Source organism: Ruegeria sp. C6, from assembly GCF_056537625.1.
The window spans coordinates 387691-402208 of the sequence record NZ_JBQFRW010000001.1 but is presented as its reverse complement, the minus strand read 5'-3'; the positions used below and the strand labels follow the sequence as shown (position 1 = coordinate 402208).

The following is a 14518-nucleotide window of genomic DNA, read 5'->3' as shown; positions in this document are numbered from 1 at the left end:
GAATTAAAAACTGAACCCCGCTCCATCTTGGAGCGGGGTTTCTTTTTCTGCGTGGTCGATGTTAAGGATGCGAGGCTTGTAGCCTTCGTTGTTATGGCTCGGCCTCATATTATGCTGGCCAGCCATTTCTCGCCTTTGCGAAGCGTATGACTGGCCCGGCATTCAGTACTTCCGTGAGTGGTAAGTACTGCGTGTATCGTGAGGCGAATAAGCTGTTGCCTGTTCTTACAGACCCAGGAGCGACTTTACCTCCTGCTCAACGGCATCTGTGACGGGTTTGTTGGCTGCAGCTTCCAAGGCTTCCCGTTCGGTCAATTCCTGTTCTTCAACCAGATCAGCCAGTTCCCGCACTTCCTCAGTCGCTTCTTCGTATTCGACGGCGGCCTGTCTTTCATCGTTCAGGTCTTGGGCTTCTTCGACCGAACTCTCTAAATCTGCGCGGGCTTGATCAAGTTGTTCCTCAATCTCAGGATCAGTTCCACCTGCCTCCTCCAGCGCCTGTTCAAGTTCTTCGACCCTCTCTTGGTTCTCCTGCACATCATCCAACGCAGTTCGCAGGTCTTCCTCGATTTCGGGTATAGTCCGCTCTGGCGGCTCCAGTCCGGCAAGTTCTTCCAACTGCTCCGCAAGTTCCTCACGCAACGGTTCGCCAGCCAAAACGGTATCGCGATAGTAGGCAATTCGACCGACGCGAGAGTTGGGCGCTGCGTTCGCCAGTGCGGTTGCGCTGGCGTTAGCCGCGTTCAGGGCCCCCAACTCGGATGGATGGGCACCAAGAAGTGCTGCCATCCTGTTGCCTTTGGTCCGGACGGCCGGACGTATGGATTCTTCAACGATCACGGTTTTTGAAGGCTTCTTGTACGTCCGGGGCTTTTGCTTGCCGCTACCGGTCGTTGACCCTTTCCTGGAGGTGGTAACCGTTCTCGATTTACTTTTTCCGCTAAAGATGTCCTTCAACGAGATACGACCGCCATTACCGAATACAGACCGCGAAGCTTTGGACTTCGAGTTGCCGTTGCTGGATTTTCCTGCAGTCCGGCCACCTTGACCTTTGTCAGCGCCCTTCTTTCCGCCTTTGTTGCTGGCAGAGCTATGGTCGCCGCGGTCTCCTTTTCCAGAGTTGCCCTTGCCGCCGCTGTTACCCTTTCCACCGCCGTTGTCACCGCCTTTACCATTTCCTCCACCATTGCCTTTTCCTTCCTTTGCAAAGGCAACATCCGGCACGGCGACGGTTGCTATGATGGCGGTTGAACCCAGCAACGCAATTGCCAAGGTCGATGCTTTGAGCAGTCCCAAACTGGTGGTTTTCATATCGAACTCCTCGTTGGAAATCAGCGGGTAGCAGTTTTCTGAAACAACTCGCTGTGTTCTATCGTCTCGATTCGCGCCCGAATCTCATATGCTTATTCCCATTTAACTTGAGAGCGCTTGAACGCAGAGCTAACTGCTTGTTCATCATCGGTTCATGTCGAACGGCGTAATCTTACGCCAGGAAATATTGAGAGCTTTTATGCGTGCGTACGTGTTCTTGTTGGTTGCAAACGTGCTTGTTGCTTTACCCAGTGGGGAAGCGGGTGCCGAAACACGTGAGCTCAAGCAAGGTGAGCTGCGCAAGGCGACTCTGACAGGCGACACGATCCGGCTGAAGCGGGTCATCAATGGTGTTGAGAAAGCTTTCGGTGGCACACCTGTCGATGCGCGCGCCTTTCAGGCGGACCAGATTTACTATCGTATTCTCGTTAAGAAGCCCGATGGAAAAATCGTTAGCGTCATTGTGAATGCTCAAACCGGTGCCGTTGTTTCCAACCGAACCAGCGTGGCCCGCCAAATTTCAAAAGCTGCGCGGTCTGGGTCTGCAAATGCCGACAAGAACAGCAACCGCAGCACCAGTAACAACCGTGGTGCCTCTGCAAGCCGCGGCAGCAGCGGCGAGAATGGCAACAGAGGCGGCGGAAACGGGGGCGGCAATGGCGGAGGCAACGGTGGCGGAAACGGCAATGGCGGCGGAAATGGTAATTCCGGGGGAAATGGTAACGGCAATGGCAATTCCGATGGGAATGGCAACGGTAATGGCAATTCCGGTGGGAACGGCAAAGGCAAGGGTAAAAAATAGGGCTTAATTCAAAACCATTGTGATTGTAGTTTTTGAATATGAGAGTACTTCTGGCCGAAGATGAGCCGCAGTTGTGCGAGCAGATCAAAAAGCTTCTGAGTGCAGAAGGCCGCGTAGTGGACGTGGCCAACAATGGTACGGATGCGCTTCACTTGGGGGCGACCGAACCATACGACATGATCATCCTAGACATTGGATTGCCCGAGCGCGATGGCATCTCCGTCCTGCGCGAATGGCGTGGCGCAGGGATCAAGACGCCGGTGTTGATCCTAACAGCCCGCGATGGTTGGAGTGAACGCGTAGATGGCCTTGACGCAGGCGCGGATGATTACATGACCAAGCCGTTTCACATGCCAGAACTGGCCGCACGTGTCCGCGCGATCCTGCGCCGACAGAGCGGTCAATTGAATCCTGTGATCGAAATGGGGGATGTCTCTTTGGATACACGAAACGGACGGGTCAGCGTAGGTGGAATTCCCGTTGATCTGACCGCGCAGGAAATAGCTGTCCTGACATACCTTGCGCATAATCTCGGGCGCATGGTGTCGCGTACTGAGCTGTCCGAACATATCTACGAATATGATGGTGACAGGGATTCGAACACCATTGCCGTTTTCATAACCCGGCTGCGTAAGAAACTCGGCCCTGACCTAATAACAACGGTCAGAGGACGCGGCTATATGATCGATACCGCCTGATGTTATCGCTGCGCCAACGCGCGTTGCTTGGCGGCCTCGCCACAGGTGCGCTTTCTGTCGGCGTTGGAACTTTGGTTGTTTTTTCCTACATCAATGCGCGCGTTCTTGAGCAGTTCGACGAGACGCTGCGCAATAGACATACGCAGCTGGTTGTCGGGTTGAGCGCGACGACGGACAGCCCCGAGGCTTTACGTGATCTCATGTTCGACCCGGCCTATGGAACGCCGTTTTCAGGCAGATACTGGCAGGTGACCGATGCAAACGGGGTTACATTCACATCGGCCTCACTCTTTGACGAAACTATTTCTGAACCTGCGCGTGTGAGTGATGAGACCCTCGTTTGGAACACCACAGGTCCGGACAGCGAGGCCGTTCGCAGCGCTTATCAGAAAATCACCTTCGAAGACGGAACAGAATGGAGCGTGACGGTCGCCGAAAGCAGGCTTGAACTGATCAGCGAACGTCGCGCCGCGCAGAACAACTTGCTTCCAGTATTTGGGCTGGTCGGTCTAATTGGAGTTGCGGGTTCGCTGCTGTTGATGTCAGCAATTGTCGGTCCTCTCAGGAAATTACGCGCAGATGTGGCGCATCGTTGGGACAAGGGGGATGATCTTAGGCCGAAAGACTATCCGGAAGAGGTTTCGCCACTTGTCGAAGACCTCAATCAACTTCTGCACAGAAATCGCGAGATTGTGGCCGGCTCGCGGCGGCAAGCGGCGGACCTGGCGCATGCGCTGAAAACACCGACAGCAATCCTCAGAAATGAACTGAAAAGCTTGTCGGAAACCGGAGCTGATACCACTCAGGCAGAAGAGGCATTGGGTCGGATCGATGCCCAGCTTGGCCGCTCTCTCGCACGTATGCGTGCGACCAATACTGGAGAATTGACACATTCAAAAACCGATCTTTCGAACTCGGTCGGGAGATTGTCCAGACTATTTTCGGTCATGGCAGAGCGCGAGGGGAAATCACTTACTTCAGATCACGACGCCGGTCTCTGGGTGCGAATGGACACTCAGGACGTAGAAGAAGTGATTGGTAACCTTCTCGACAACGCTCTCAAATGGTGCCAAACAACAGTTCAGATCACCGCAAAGCGTGTTGAAGAGGGCATTCAGATCTGCATTGAGGATGACGGGCCTGGTATTCCTGAAATTGCACGTGAAGGAGTGCTTCGTTCGGGAGGTCGTTTAGACACTTCTGTCAGTGGCACCGGTTTGGGTTTGGCAATAGCCGTTGATCTGCTGAATGCATATGGATGCAAACTGACACTAGATACATCCCAAAAACTCGGCGGCTTGGCTTGCCAAATTCTGATTTCAAAATAAACACAATTGCACATAGGCACACATCAGCCGTTGAGTTCAGTCAATCGAATTGCAATTTTTTTCAGATTATGGGTTCGAACAGTCTTTGGCTTTGACCGTGCTGGGAATAGCGGCAGCATGAACCGCGACCGCGGTATGGCAGCTCGATGTAGCGTAACCGCTTTGAGCTGCAGCCTTCACTTTGCAAAGTCCGCTTTCTGCGCAATGCGGCGATTATTCCACGACGCAGCATTCGCTACAAAGGGCTCACAGCGGTCATTCGACAAGTTCAGATGAACGACCGCAGTGCGGACGAAGCCACCGCTGGCCGTAGTACTGCGCCTTTGTTCCGCACGAACGACCGCCTAGCGGACAAAGCTAACCGCATTTGAGATAACTTTTGCCCGTCTCAATCCATGATCTTCTTACAGATCCAGTGCTGGAATGATCCCACATTGTTGCTGTCAGACGAATTTTAGCCAGTCTCAGTTTGCCGCGGAAACCGTGAACCTATCCAGAACAAAGTTCGCGCCACTCGGCGAGAGCGGCGGTGCGCGACAGCTTGAAGGTGTCTCGGCAGGCTAGAGATCTTTCCTGATTGAAGTGGTTGTAAACGGAGGAATAGACGGAGGCGAATTTCTGTAACCTTCGCATGCGCCTGAACCGTTGGTTGGCGCGTCCTCTTGGTCGGAACGGGAGGTGCGAGTTCTCGACGCGGTTGTTGAGCCATCTACCCGTCGGTTGTTTTTCGAGCGCGCCCAGCTCTCTGACCGCGACTTTGTATCCGGTGAAGCGATCCGTGACGACGGCTTCCGCATGGCCGTGTCGATTCATCAATTTCTTTAGAAATTTCAATGCTGCAGCTTTGTTTCGACGTTTGGTGACAACGGCTTCTAGCACCTCACCTTCTTCATCGATAGCCCACCAAAGATAATGCCGCTTGCCATTCACCTTCACAATAACCTCGTCCAACTACCACTTCCATTTGGAGTATGCTCTCAATTGCTAAACACGCTTCCGCTTTATCTCAGCAGCAAATATCGGGCCAAACCTGTTCCATCAATATCGGAGGGTTTCGTGGCTCACGTCGATCCCTCGCTCGTGCAGCAGAACTTCGACATTCCGAAACGAAAGCGGGAAGCGGATGTACAGCATCACCGCAAGGCGGATGATCTCGGGACTGGATTTAAACTGTTTGAAGGAGGCAGGTCTGGTCATCTGCAAAAGCTACGCAACCGCCCTGCCCGCCTCAAGCCAAGTTCTTCTGACAAGACGTAAAAAAGGCTTGTAATAACATCTACCTATTGATAGGTAGTTTTCATGAAGCACAAACCCCGACGGAAGTATTCAGATGAAGATATATGATGTCGAAGGGTTCCCGAACCCTGCCCGTGTTCGTATTGCGCTGGCTGAAAAAGGCGCGTCAGACAGAGTTGAATTCATCCCTGTGGATGTGATGGGCGGCGAACATCGCACGCCTGAGTTCAAAGCCAAAAACCCCGATGCCGCAGTGCCTTGTTTGGAACTGGAAGATGGATCGCACATCGCTCAATGCAACGCGATCACTGAATATATCGACGCAACCTTCGATGGCCCATCATTGACCGGCGTGACTGCGCAAGAGCGCGCCCGAATCTCGATGATGAATCTGCGCGCGGAAAACGGTCTGTTGAATGCGGTCGGCACCTACTTCCACCATGCCACACCTGGCCTCGGCCCAGAACTGGAAACCTATCAATGCGCCGAATGGGGCAACAAACAGAAAGAGGTTGCCGGAAACACTATGGTCTATCTGGATGCGGTATTGGCCGAAAACGAATACTTGGCTGGAGACACATTCTCGGTGGCTGATATCACCGCCTTTGCAGGATTGGCGTTCGCCGATTTTGCCAAAGTTGAAATTCCTGAAACCCTGACCAACCTGCAAGCTTGGCGTGCTAAGATGGCGGCCCGTCCATCTATCGCCGGCTAAGCGAGAACTGCCATTTAAGTTGAAAGGACCCCTCCTATGGAACTCAACTCGGACTTCTCTTCGCGTGTCGTTGTTCACTCTGATCAGCTTGAGTGGCAGGCCTCGCCCATGAAGGGTGTGGACCGGCGCATGCTGGACCGAATTGGTGGCGAAGTCGCCCGCGCCACCACCATTGTGCGCTATGCACCAGGCAGCAAGTTTTCGGCCCACACCCATACAGGCGGTGAAGAGTTCATAGTTTTGGACGGCGTCTTTCAGGATGAACATGGCGATTTTCCCGAAGGCACTTATGTGCGCAATCCCCCAACGACCGAGCACACGCCCGGCTCAGAACCCGGCTGCACGATCTTCGTCAAACTCTGGCAGTTCGACATGGAGGACCGCAATCAGTTCCGCAAAACCATGGCCGACGAACTGGCCGCACCCGTGAACGGGGTCGCCACTGCGACCCTGCACAAGGATGACCGCGAGGTTGTCACTTACAGCCATGTTGATGCAGGCACCGAGATTACTTCGAATGCGCCGGGTGGTATCGAGCTGTTAATGATTGGCGGATCGCTGACCTCAGGCGGTGACGTTCTGAAAAAGAACGACTGGCTACGCCTGCCTGAGGGTGAAGCGCTGTCGGCTATGGCTGGCCCAGACGGGGCGAAGGTCTGGATGAAGACTGGCCACCTGCCCTTTGCACAGCCACCGGTGGTTTAATTCATGAGTAGCAAGAAACCTCTGGCGATTGTCGCTGGTGCGGGGGCTGGCCTTGGCCAGTCCCTTCTCGCGCGGTTTCAGGCAGGTGGCATGACGGCCATTGGTCTTGGACGGACGCAGCCGCAGGAAACGATCGCGCCATTTCATCAGGTCAATCTGTCCGATCCGAGTGCGGTTGCGCCAGTGATTTCTGAATTGATCGCTACGCATGGCCCGCCGAAGATCGTGGTGCACAATACGGCTGAGCTGGTGATCGCGCCATTCCCCGAAATCCCATTGGAAGACTATCAGAGAACGTGGACATCAATGGTGCAATCTTTGGTTCTACTGGGGCAATGTGTTCTGCAACCGATGGTGCGCAGCGGTGGTGGCGCGCTGATCGTTTCGGGGGCCACAGCGTCGCTGCGCGGCGGCCCACGGTTTTCCGCTTTTGCGTCGGCTAAGTTCGCCCTGCGCGGGCTGACACAATCGCTGGCACGTGAATATCAACCGGCTGGCGTACATATCTCGCACGTCGTTTTGGACGGGATCATCGATACACACCGCTCGCGGGATTTGCACTCGCTGGATCCGTCGAAGATGATGAAACCGGACGAGATTGCCGAGGCCTACTGGCAGTTAGCCCATCAACCGCAATCCACCTGGACCCATGAGCTGGACCTGCGCCCGGCATCCGAGGGGTTCTGAGCGATGCAGACGCAAACTCTGATCATTGGCGCAGGCCTTTCTGGCCTCTGCCTTGCGCGACAGCTACAGGCACGAAACCATGACTACCTGCTGGTCGAAGCGCGGGGTCGTCCGGGCGGACGTATCTTGACGGAAAGGCTGGAGGGTGGGTATTTCGACATAGGTCCCGCCTGGTTCTGGCCCGGGCAGCCGCGTATTGCAGCGTTAATAAAGCGGCTCGGACTGGAGTGGTTCGAGCAATATTCAACAGGCGCTCTCAGCTTTGAAAACGAGATCGGTCAGGTCGAGCGCGATCGCGGGTTTGCCTCGATGCAAGGATCTTATCGCTTGAAAGGTGGTCTGGGCGCCCTCACTGATGCGCTTGCCGCTGAGATACCGCCGAAGCGGCTCATTTTATCCGCGCCTATCGTCGGGTTAGAGAAGTCTGCGTCTGGGATCACCGCGACCGCTCAAACTGGGCAGGTCATCCATGCTCAGGAAGTCGTACTGGCCCTCCCTCCTCGCGTGGCGAGCAAGATCGCGTTCTCACCTGCTTTACCAGATGAAGCTTTAGCGGCAATGACTGGGATGGCGACTTGGATGGCCGGCCAGGCCAAAGTCATCGCTGTCTATGATACCCCGTTCTGGCGCACGGCCGGGCTGTCCGGTGACGCGATGAGCCGCAGGGGGCCGATGGTGGAAATACACGACGCCTCCCCTGCCGAGGGCGGACCTTATGCGTTGTTCGGCTTTATCGGCTTACCCCCGCGCACCCGCAGTAACGAAGAACGGCTGCGGCAGTTGCTCAAAGAGCAACTGTCCAGGCTGTTCGGCGCCGAAGCTGCGGAGCCAAAGACACTCTTTGTTAAAGATTGGGCCTTTGACCCGTTCACCTCTATCGAAGCGGATCAACAGCCGTTATACGCTCATCCGCAATACGGGCTGCCCCATGCGATGACCCGTCTGTGGGATGGCCGACTAATCTTTGGCGGGACCGAAGTTGCACCACAGTTCGGGGGCTATATCGAAGGCGCCCTGGAGTCTGCGGAAAACGCGCTGGCCCTGATCATGACGGAAAAGGTTTGAGCACGTATGACGAGTGATACCAAGACTGCCCTTTTGGATGTTGCCGAACACGCTGCGCGCGCGAGGGGGTTTGACGGGTTCAGCTATGCCGATCTGGCAGAGGCGGTGGGTATTCGCAAGGCGTCAATCCACTATCATTTCCCGACCAAAGCAGCGCTGTCGGCGGCACTCATGGGTCGCTATCATGAGACCCTGCAAGCAGAGTGCAACCGCATCCGGTTAGAACACAAAACCGGGGCCGAGCAATTGCTGGCCCTGATCGACCTCTACCGGGATGCACTCAATGACGGGAAAACCTTGTGTCTCTGCGTGTCGCTCATCAGCAGCCGTGAAAGCCTTTCGGATGACGTGATCCAAAAGATCAGAAAATTCCGCGCCATGATGGTTACCCAAATCGAAGAGATCCTGAAGCTTGGCCAAGAAGACAAATCAATCACCGGCATCACCGATCCTACCTCGGAGTCCCGCGCGGTACTGGCCCTTTTGGAAGGCGCGCATCTGACCGCGCGCGCAGAAGAGAATGTGAATACCTTCGATGAGGCTTTGGGCGTTTTAAAGTCCCGCTGTTGACCTTCGCCCCGACACATCGGATCGTTGCCGCAAGCAATTCATTTGATATTCGGAGCTTCCATTATGCCCAAAGTCATTCTGATCACCGGCACGTCAACCGGCCTTGGTGTTCAAATCGCCGTACAAGCAGCCCAAGCGGGCCATACTGTCTACGCTACTATGCGAAACCTCGCCAAGCGTGGCATCTTGGATGCGGCCGCCTCTGACGCTGGCGTCAATTTCAACGTGCTTGAGCTGGACGTGCAGAACAGCGCCAGCGTAAACGCCGCAGTCGATCAGATCATCGCGAACGAGGGGCGGATCGATAAGCTGATCAACAATGCGGGTGCTGGATTTGTTCGCACAACCGAACAAGCCAGCGAAGAAGACGTCGCCTGGGTCATGGATGTGAATTTCATGGGTGTCGTGCGCTGCACAAAAGCGGTGATGCCACACATGCGCGCAGCGCGCTCGGGCCATGTTATCACAATCTCATCCGTAGGCGGCCTTGTGGGTCAGCCGTTCAACGAGATCTACTGCGCCGCAAAGTTCGCCGTTGAGGGATACACTGAGGCTCTGGCCAGCTACGTCACGCCCAATTTCGGTATCCATTTCTCGACAGTTGAACCGGGCGGTATTCAATCCGAGTTTGCGACCAATGTGCTGAAACATGTCGAGGCCACGGGCGGGATGCTTGAGGATGAGTATCTACCTATTCTCCAGAAGTATATTGGCGGCGCTCAGGCGCGAATGGATGGCAGCGATATCTATCAAACTTCGGAACAAGTGGCATCAGTTGTCATGGGCGTGATTGAAGCCTCAGACCCGCCGATCCGCGTTCGCACTTCAAACTGGGGTGAGGCGTTTACTCGCCTGAAAACCGAAGCAGACCCGGATGGAAAAAAGCAACAAGCAGCCGTGATTGAGCAGTTCCTAAGCTGAGAGCTATTTGTGCGATGCTGCCCGGAAAGTGGCAGTCATGCTTCGGTTGCCGCAGGTTTCCATGCTACACCACCGGCGACGTCCGCTCTTTGAGATGACGCGAAACACCAACACGTATTTAGCATGTACTCATTTCCTGATCCGTTTCAGATCTGTCTTTGTAAGCAGAGTCGCGAAGCTTTGCGCGACCAGCGCAATGGCCGTGTTTTTTATGCAAGACTCTGGGTCTGAATGTCATCATGACGACACCAGAAGAACATGACAAAGAAACTGCTGTCGTTCAGGGGCTCACGCACCTCATAGCCAAAGTACTGCTGAGAATGGGACCGCTGCCGACGCGCATGACAACGAAGAGCTTCGACTTGTTGTCTGAGGCGATTTCCATGGTTCAGAACGATGCGCCAGAAGTATTCGAAGCGACTGAGAAGGCCAATCCCTACGCCGAGACCGTGCGACGACAGTATTTCGATTTGGCCGCGAGTCTGAGTGTGGAGCTGGAAGCAGCATTGATTACACCGCCGACAATAAAAGCGGACATTGATGCAGCAGCTTCCTAGGTCGGCTTCGTCAGCGAGGCTGCCTTTCGTATTCGTTTTACAGAACGGCCATCGCTCAACCAGAGATCGCTTGACATAAAACCGCTTCAGCAATGTTCGCGGTTTATTATGGCGCTGCAATTCGAGCGATGGTTGCAAAAATCGATCAAACTGGGAACTCTGCTGGTTTCAGCGCCAAGCTTTATCGCAACTAACTTCATGGAGTCGCCTGGCGCTCTTTTTCTGGCCAGAATTCATCTACCACGACATATGCGATAATTACAAAGAAAGCGGCGCTGGCGACTTGCAATACGCGAGTGATGCTCTTGACGTCAGCTTCGTCTGAAAACGGCGCAACCGAACCGCCATATACAATCAGAGCTGTTGTAATAGCGGAACCGGCGGCGGCGGCGAGCGGGACTTTTGACTTTCCAAGTGCTCCGAGTGTTAGGCAAAAGAAAAAACACAGCAGAATGGGGGTTAGAATAACCGGAGCTATTACGTTTATTTCATAGCATATGATGGAGACTGCCGCCCCAAGTAGATTTGCCGTCAGCATTGCTTTTGCAACTGCTTTGCCTGCAGCAGGCATTGCCGCAAGTTGCTGGCTCAGCAGGGCGACAAAAAACAGAACCAACAAAGCAGAAGCGCCGGAAATAAAGAACGCCATAGCAAAGGGCACTGTGACCAGAGACATCCTGACTATTCGGCGATGTGAGTCGAAGTCCGGCGATGTTGCCGCTTTCTTTTGAGGTGCCGTTTGAGGTGCAGCGGGTATCAACACGAACATCAGCGTCGATACGAAGCCAGCAAACAGCAGGTTCAACGGGATCCAATACACAAGCACCAAAGCCAGATCCTGTGATTGCAGCACCAAATTCGGAATCATCAACGCCCCCATGAGAGCGATGACACCCGGCAATACTCCGGCACCGGAAACTGACCAAATGAAAGACAGGATTATTCCAATGGCCACCAGAATGAGAAACACAAGAGGATAAGGTGAGAAGATTGACGACAAAAGGAATGAAATGAACATCAATCCAATCGAGAAGACAAACAGCTTACCAAATGCTGCCATAGGTAGTGCCGCAGGTGCTTGAAGGAAAAGGGCAGTGAACACCGCCCCAACAACGGCAAGGGGCCATCCAAGAAATAGGCCCAATGCAAAGACACCCGTAACACCCAGCGCAAGCCGGGTGACAGAGCTTTGATCCTCAGTACGCATAGGAGAAGATTGAAACTACGCGGATGTAGGCGCGGCCCACGAGGTTCAGCAACGAGTTGTCGCTTAGATACATGATCACATCGGCCTGCCCGTTCAGTTGAAAGCGAAGATCGTCTTCGGCACTTCCAGCTTCATAGCCGGGTAAAACAATCCTGACCGGAAACCTTTCAGGCTCCCGCAAAAATCCCTTGGTGCTTGGCGGGCTCGCCAATTGCCCCGGCTCATCACCGCCACTCAAAGAAACAGCAGCACTAAAGCTCTCAATGACGCCCGGAACAATCTTACCTGGATGCATATCCAACACCACATCAACCGGAGACCCTATTGAAGCTCTTCCCAGATTGTTTTCGGTAAAATACGCCTCTATCCAGACGTCGGTTGCATCCAGAAACGTCAAAAGATCCTGACCGGATCGCGCATACGTTCCGGGGGCAATCAGCAGATTAGAAATGACACCTGTCGCCGGAGCACGCAGTTCGGTCCATTCAAGGTTCAATTCCGCATCCGCCAAGGCCGCCAGTGCGCGCTGGATTTTCGGGTTTTCAATCCCATCGTCACCAAGCCTTTGCTTCGCTTTTTCCAAATCAGCTTTTGCGTTCTCAAAGTTTGCCTCAGATTCTGCCAGTTGTCCTCGTGCATCATCGGCCTTTGAGACGGCAATCAACCCTTTCTTTTCGAGCGCAAATACACGTTCCGTCTGAATGCGCATCGTATCCAGATCGCTCTGCGCCCTTGCGAGTTTGGCTTGTGCCGCACTTACCTCTGCCGAAGACGCACCCACCTCTTGGGTTGCCGCTTCAAGATCAGCTTCCGCCTTTGAACGCTCGATTTCGTAGGGTCTGGAATCTATTCGAACCAGAACATCACCTGCCGAAACGACTTGGCCGTTTTCTACCAAAACTTCCGTTACCGTTCCGGTCACCTGAGGCACGATTTGGGTGGCCACAGCTTTTACTCTGGCGTTCCCGGTAAATGGCGTTTTTCGATCAGCGACCAAGTACCAAACAAGAAAAAACAGAATGACAGCGAGGGTTGTCCATATTGTCTTTCTCATTTCAACGCACCTTCAGCAGCGTCATCGGCTTCGGGCGACGCATCAATCCAAACCTTGAACAGCTCATAGAAGACAGCAAAGAGAACCGGCCCCATAAAGACGCCGATCAAACCGTAGGCCATCATACCTCCGAGAACACCGATGAGGATGACCAACATGGGAGTCTCAAGGCCTTTTGAGATGAACACAGGTCTTAGGAAACTGTCCATTATCATGACTGGAACGGCCAGTATGGTGAAGATCAAAGCAGTTCCGCCAGACATGGAGCTCCATGCGTAGATAATTACCGGTATAAGAACCAATCCGGGCCCGATTTGGATAATTGAGAGTATGAGGCAGACAAATGCCAGTGTGGCGGCCGAAGAAATCCCAAACAAAGCCAGCAGTATCCAAACGAAAACAGCCTGAATGGCTGCTACGCCAATCACGCCTTTTGTAACGTTCCGGATCGTTGCGCCTGCCAGTGTCACGAATTCACCGCCGCGTGGTGCAAAGACACGGTTGGCAAAGCGCTGAAGACCCTGGACCAAATTTGGCCCCGGGCTGAACAATGCCCCCATAATCAATACGGACAGAGCTAAGCCAAGAAGCCCGATACCAATGCCCAACACCTTTCCGAAGAGCGATTTGGTGATCTCAAGGATTTGCGCGCCGTATTTTGCAAGCGCGCCGTCAAGATTGCGCTCAAACATTCCCCAGACATCGGAGATTTTATTTCCAACCAACGGCAATTCCTTGAGGCCCTCGGGCGCAGGGGGGATTTTCAATTCACCCTTGTCTGCTTGTTCCGCGAATTCAGACCCTAGTTCTGCAGCACCAGACACCGCAGTTGCGACTGGCCCCAGGGTCAGAACAAGGCCCAACAGAACGATAATTGTTGTGGCAAGCTTCTTACGTCCTCCCAGCTTGGATTGCAGCCAATCAAATGCCGGGTAGAGCGCGACGCAGAGTATCGTTGCCCAGATAACCACACTTGCAAGCGGAGCCACCATGACCAGGGCGCTGTAGAGGAATAATCCGAGAAAGAGCAATCGTATCGCGAGGTCGACAATCTTCGCGTCCTGGGTCTTTTCCATTCCATCCCTCCACTATCTGTTTTCCAAACAATACACTCAAAAAACGTAATATGTATATTTTTTGAGTTTTCGGCGATCATCTATCAGTTTGAAGGTACGAGTGAATCCGAGGCACGGCTTCAGATGCGCGGTCGCACTGATACCTGCGCATGAACTCAAATTGCCTTAATTTGGGATAATCTATTTGTCCGTTTTTTCGTCGTCTTGGGACAAGATTGTATCTGCCACTGTGGTCGCCGCAGTCACGAAAACACCCAAGCCTACAATGATATACACCATTGTGAAGATTTTCCCCGCCGCAGTTTCAGGTGAGAAGTCACCGAACCCTACGGTCGAAATTGTCACTACGGAAAAGTAGATCGAGTCTAGCCAACTCCAACCTTCGACAAAGTGGTAGAAGACCGAGGCCCATAAAATCATTCCGACTGTGAAGGCAAGAAGGCCTTTCACTCTACCGTCCTTGAAAGCGACGCCTATCCCACGTGTTATTCTAGTTAGCGAATTCATTGTGTCCCCGTCGTTTGAAGAATTCACATATAACAGTAATTAGATGGATGTGGGAAATTGAAGCATTTTAACCGCGTCT

The 14518-nt window shown here is 53.7% G+C and carries 17 protein-coding genes and 1 pseudogene; 11 read left to right on the top strand and 7 right to left on the bottom strand.

Features of this window, described 5'->3' with window-relative positions; translation table 11 throughout:
- Window positions 1–225: 225 nt before the first annotated feature.
- Window positions 226–1311 (bottom strand): hypothetical protein, encoded by a 1086-nt coding sequence (locus ACR0MJ_RS02000; protein ID WP_480758782.1) that lies wholly within the window; start codon window positions 1309–1311, stop codon window positions 226–228.
- A gap of 154 nt (window positions 1312–1465) precedes the next feature.
- On the opposite strand from ACR0MJ_RS02000, the gene ACR0MJ_RS01995 reads away from it, so the two are divergent.
- Genes ACR0MJ_RS01995 through ACR0MJ_RS01985 form a run of 3 tightly spaced genes read left to right on the top strand, consistent with a single transcriptional unit; the run spans window position 1466 to window position 4139 of the window.
- On the top strand, window positions 1466–2113 hold the full coding sequence (locus tag ACR0MJ_RS01995; protein WP_480758780.1) for a PepSY domain-containing protein: 648 nt from the start codon (window positions 1466–1468) through the stop codon (window positions 2111–2113).
- 38 nt (window positions 2114–2151) lie between these two features.
- Complete coding sequence (locus ACR0MJ_RS01990) at window positions 2152–2811, top strand: response regulator transcription factor (protein WP_480758777.1); 660 nt, start codon at window positions 2152–2154, stop codon at window positions 2809–2811.
- Entirely contained in the window at window positions 2811–4139 is a 1329-nt protein-coding gene (locus ACR0MJ_RS01985) for an ATP-binding protein (RefSeq protein WP_170403674.1), read from the top strand. The genes ACR0MJ_RS01990 and ACR0MJ_RS01985 overlap by 1 nt, the downstream gene beginning before the upstream one ends.
- Window positions 4140–4628: 489 nt before the next feature.
- Here the strand turns inward: ACR0MJ_RS01985 and ACR0MJ_RS01980 are convergent.
- Window positions 4629–5276, bottom strand: a pseudogene (locus ACR0MJ_RS01980) (IS6 family transposase).
- Between ACR0MJ_RS01980 and ACR0MJ_RS01975 the strand changes: the two are divergent.
- The 7 genes from ACR0MJ_RS01975 to ACR0MJ_RS01945 all read left to right on the top strand — a co-directional run bounded on the left by ACR0MJ_RS01975 (window position 5196) and on the right by ACR0MJ_RS01945 (window position 10038).
- A complete protein-coding gene (locus ACR0MJ_RS01975) occupies window positions 5196–5396 on the top strand; it encodes a hypothetical protein (RefSeq protein ID WP_480760320.1) in 201 nt (66 codons plus the stop codon). The pseudogene ACR0MJ_RS01980 and the gene ACR0MJ_RS01975 sit on opposite strands and share 81 nt — an antisense overlap.
- A gap of 73 nt (window positions 5397–5469) precedes the next feature.
- Entirely contained in the window at window positions 5470–6090 is a 621-nt protein-coding gene (locus ACR0MJ_RS01970; RefSeq protein ID WP_480758774.1) for a glutathione S-transferase family protein, read from the top strand.
- 36 nt (window positions 6091–6126) lie between these two features.
- Window positions 6127–6795 (top strand): cupin domain-containing protein, encoded by a 669-nt coding sequence (locus ACR0MJ_RS01965; RefSeq protein WP_480754297.1) that lies wholly within the window; start codon window positions 6127–6129, stop codon window positions 6793–6795.
- Window positions 6796–6798: 3 nt separating this feature from the next.
- The gene (locus ACR0MJ_RS01960) at window positions 6799–7482 is read left to right on the top strand and encodes an SDR family NAD(P)-dependent oxidoreductase (RefSeq protein WP_480758770.1); all 684 of its coding nucleotides are present in this window, start codon (window positions 6799–6801) and stop codon (window positions 7480–7482) included.
- A gap of 3 nt (window positions 7483–7485) precedes the next feature.
- Window positions 7486–8547 (top strand): flavin monoamine oxidase family protein, encoded by a 1062-nt coding sequence (locus ACR0MJ_RS01955; RefSeq protein WP_480758768.1) that lies wholly within the window; start codon window positions 7486–7488, stop codon window positions 8545–8547.
- A gap of 6 nt (window positions 8548–8553) precedes the next feature.
- On the top strand, window positions 8554–9117 hold the full coding sequence (locus tag ACR0MJ_RS01950; RefSeq protein WP_480758765.1) for a TetR/AcrR family transcriptional regulator: 564 nt from the start codon (window positions 8554–8556) through the stop codon (window positions 9115–9117).
- A gap of 63 nt (window positions 9118–9180) precedes the next feature.
- Entirely contained in the window at window positions 9181–10038 is an 858-nt protein-coding gene (locus tag ACR0MJ_RS01945; RefSeq protein WP_480758762.1) for an SDR family oxidoreductase, read from the top strand.
- A gap of 3 nt (window positions 10039–10041) precedes the next feature.
- On the opposite strand, the gene ACR0MJ_RS01940 is transcribed toward ACR0MJ_RS01945, so the two are convergent.
- Window positions 10042–10146: a CGNR zinc finger domain-containing protein gene (locus ACR0MJ_RS01940; protein ID WP_480760263.1), complete on the bottom strand. Its 105-nt coding sequence runs from the start codon at window positions 10144–10146 to the stop codon at window positions 10042–10044.
- 131 nt (window positions 10147–10277) lie between these two features.
- Here ACR0MJ_RS01940 and ACR0MJ_RS01935 point away from each other — a divergent pair, with 131 nt between their 5' ends.
- Complete coding sequence (locus ACR0MJ_RS01935; RefSeq protein ID WP_480758758.1) at window positions 10278–10595, top strand: hypothetical protein; 318 nt, start codon at window positions 10278–10280, stop codon at window positions 10593–10595.
- 196 nt (window positions 10596–10791) lie between these two features.
- Here ACR0MJ_RS01935 and ACR0MJ_RS01930 read toward each other — a convergent pair whose 3' ends face one another.
- The 4 genes from ACR0MJ_RS01930 to ACR0MJ_RS01915 all read right to left on the bottom strand — a co-directional run bounded on the left by ACR0MJ_RS01930 (window position 10792) and on the right by ACR0MJ_RS01915 (window position 14382).
- The gene (locus tag ACR0MJ_RS01930; RefSeq protein WP_480758754.1) at window positions 10792–11802 is read right to left on the bottom strand and encodes a DUF2955 domain-containing protein; all 1011 of its coding nucleotides are present in this window, start codon (window positions 11800–11802) and stop codon (window positions 10792–10794) included.
- Complete coding sequence (locus ACR0MJ_RS01925) at window positions 11792–12856, bottom strand: HlyD family secretion protein (protein ID WP_170597638.1); 1065 nt, start codon at window positions 12854–12856, stop codon at window positions 11792–11794. The genes ACR0MJ_RS01930 and ACR0MJ_RS01925 overlap by 11 nt, the downstream gene beginning before the upstream one ends.
- Window positions 12853–13932, bottom strand: a complete 1080-nt coding sequence (locus ACR0MJ_RS01920; RefSeq protein WP_170511664.1) for an AI-2E family transporter — start codon at window positions 13930–13932, stop codon at window positions 12853–12855. The genes ACR0MJ_RS01925 and ACR0MJ_RS01920 overlap by 4 nt, the downstream gene beginning before the upstream one ends.
- Window positions 13933–14112: 180 nt before the next feature.
- Window positions 14113–14382 (bottom strand): potassium channel family protein, encoded by a 270-nt coding sequence (locus ACR0MJ_RS01915; protein WP_480439390.1) that lies wholly within the window; start codon window positions 14380–14382, stop codon window positions 14113–14115.
- Between the last annotated feature and the right edge of the window lie 136 nt (window positions 14383–14518).

Coding starts and splice junctions, on each gene's coding strand:
- ACR0MJ_RS02000 (WP_480758782.1), bottom strand. CDS start 1,311: ATGAAAACCACCAGTTTGGGACTGCTCAAAGCATCGACCTTGGCAATT.
- ACR0MJ_RS01995 (WP_480758780.1), top strand. CDS start 1,466: ATGTCGAACGGCGTAATCTTACGCCAGGAAATATTGAGAGCTTTTATG.
- ACR0MJ_RS01990 (WP_480758777.1), top strand. CDS start 2,152: ATGAGAGTACTTCTGGCCGAAGATGAGCCGCAGTTGTGCGAGCAGATC.
- ACR0MJ_RS01985 (WP_170403674.1), top strand. CDS start 2,811: ATGTTATCGCTGCGCCAACGCGCGTTGCTTGGCGGCCTCGCCACAGGT.
- ACR0MJ_RS01970 (WP_480758774.1), top strand. CDS start 5,470: ATGAAGATATATGATGTCGAAGGGTTCCCGAACCCTGCCCGTGTTCGT.
- ACR0MJ_RS01965 (WP_480754297.1), top strand. CDS start 6,127: ATGGAACTCAACTCGGACTTCTCTTCGCGTGTCGTTGTTCACTCTGAT.
- ACR0MJ_RS01960 (WP_480758770.1), top strand. CDS start 6,799: ATGAGTAGCAAGAAACCTCTGGCGATTGTCGCTGGTGCGGGGGCTGGC.
- ACR0MJ_RS01955 (WP_480758768.1), top strand. CDS start 7,486: ATGCAGACGCAAACTCTGATCATTGGCGCAGGCCTTTCTGGCCTCTGC.
- ACR0MJ_RS01950 (WP_480758765.1), top strand. CDS start 8,554: ATGACGAGTGATACCAAGACTGCCCTTTTGGATGTTGCCGAACACGCT.
- ACR0MJ_RS01945 (WP_480758762.1), top strand. CDS start 9,181: ATGCCCAAAGTCATTCTGATCACCGGCACGTCAACCGGCCTTGGTGTT.
- ACR0MJ_RS01935 (WP_480758758.1), top strand. CDS start 10,278: ATGACGACACCAGAAGAACATGACAAAGAAACTGCTGTCGTTCAGGGG.
- ACR0MJ_RS01930 (WP_480758754.1), bottom strand. CDS start 11,802: ATGCGTACTGAGGATCAAAGCTCTGTCACCCGGCTTGCGCTGGGTGTT.
- ACR0MJ_RS01925 (WP_170597638.1), bottom strand. CDS start 12,856: ATGAGAAAGACAATATGGACAACCCTCGCTGTCATTCTGTTTTTTCTT.
- ACR0MJ_RS01920 (WP_170511664.1), bottom strand. CDS start 13,932: ATGGAAAAGACCCAGGACGCGAAGATTGTCGACCTCGCGATACGATTG.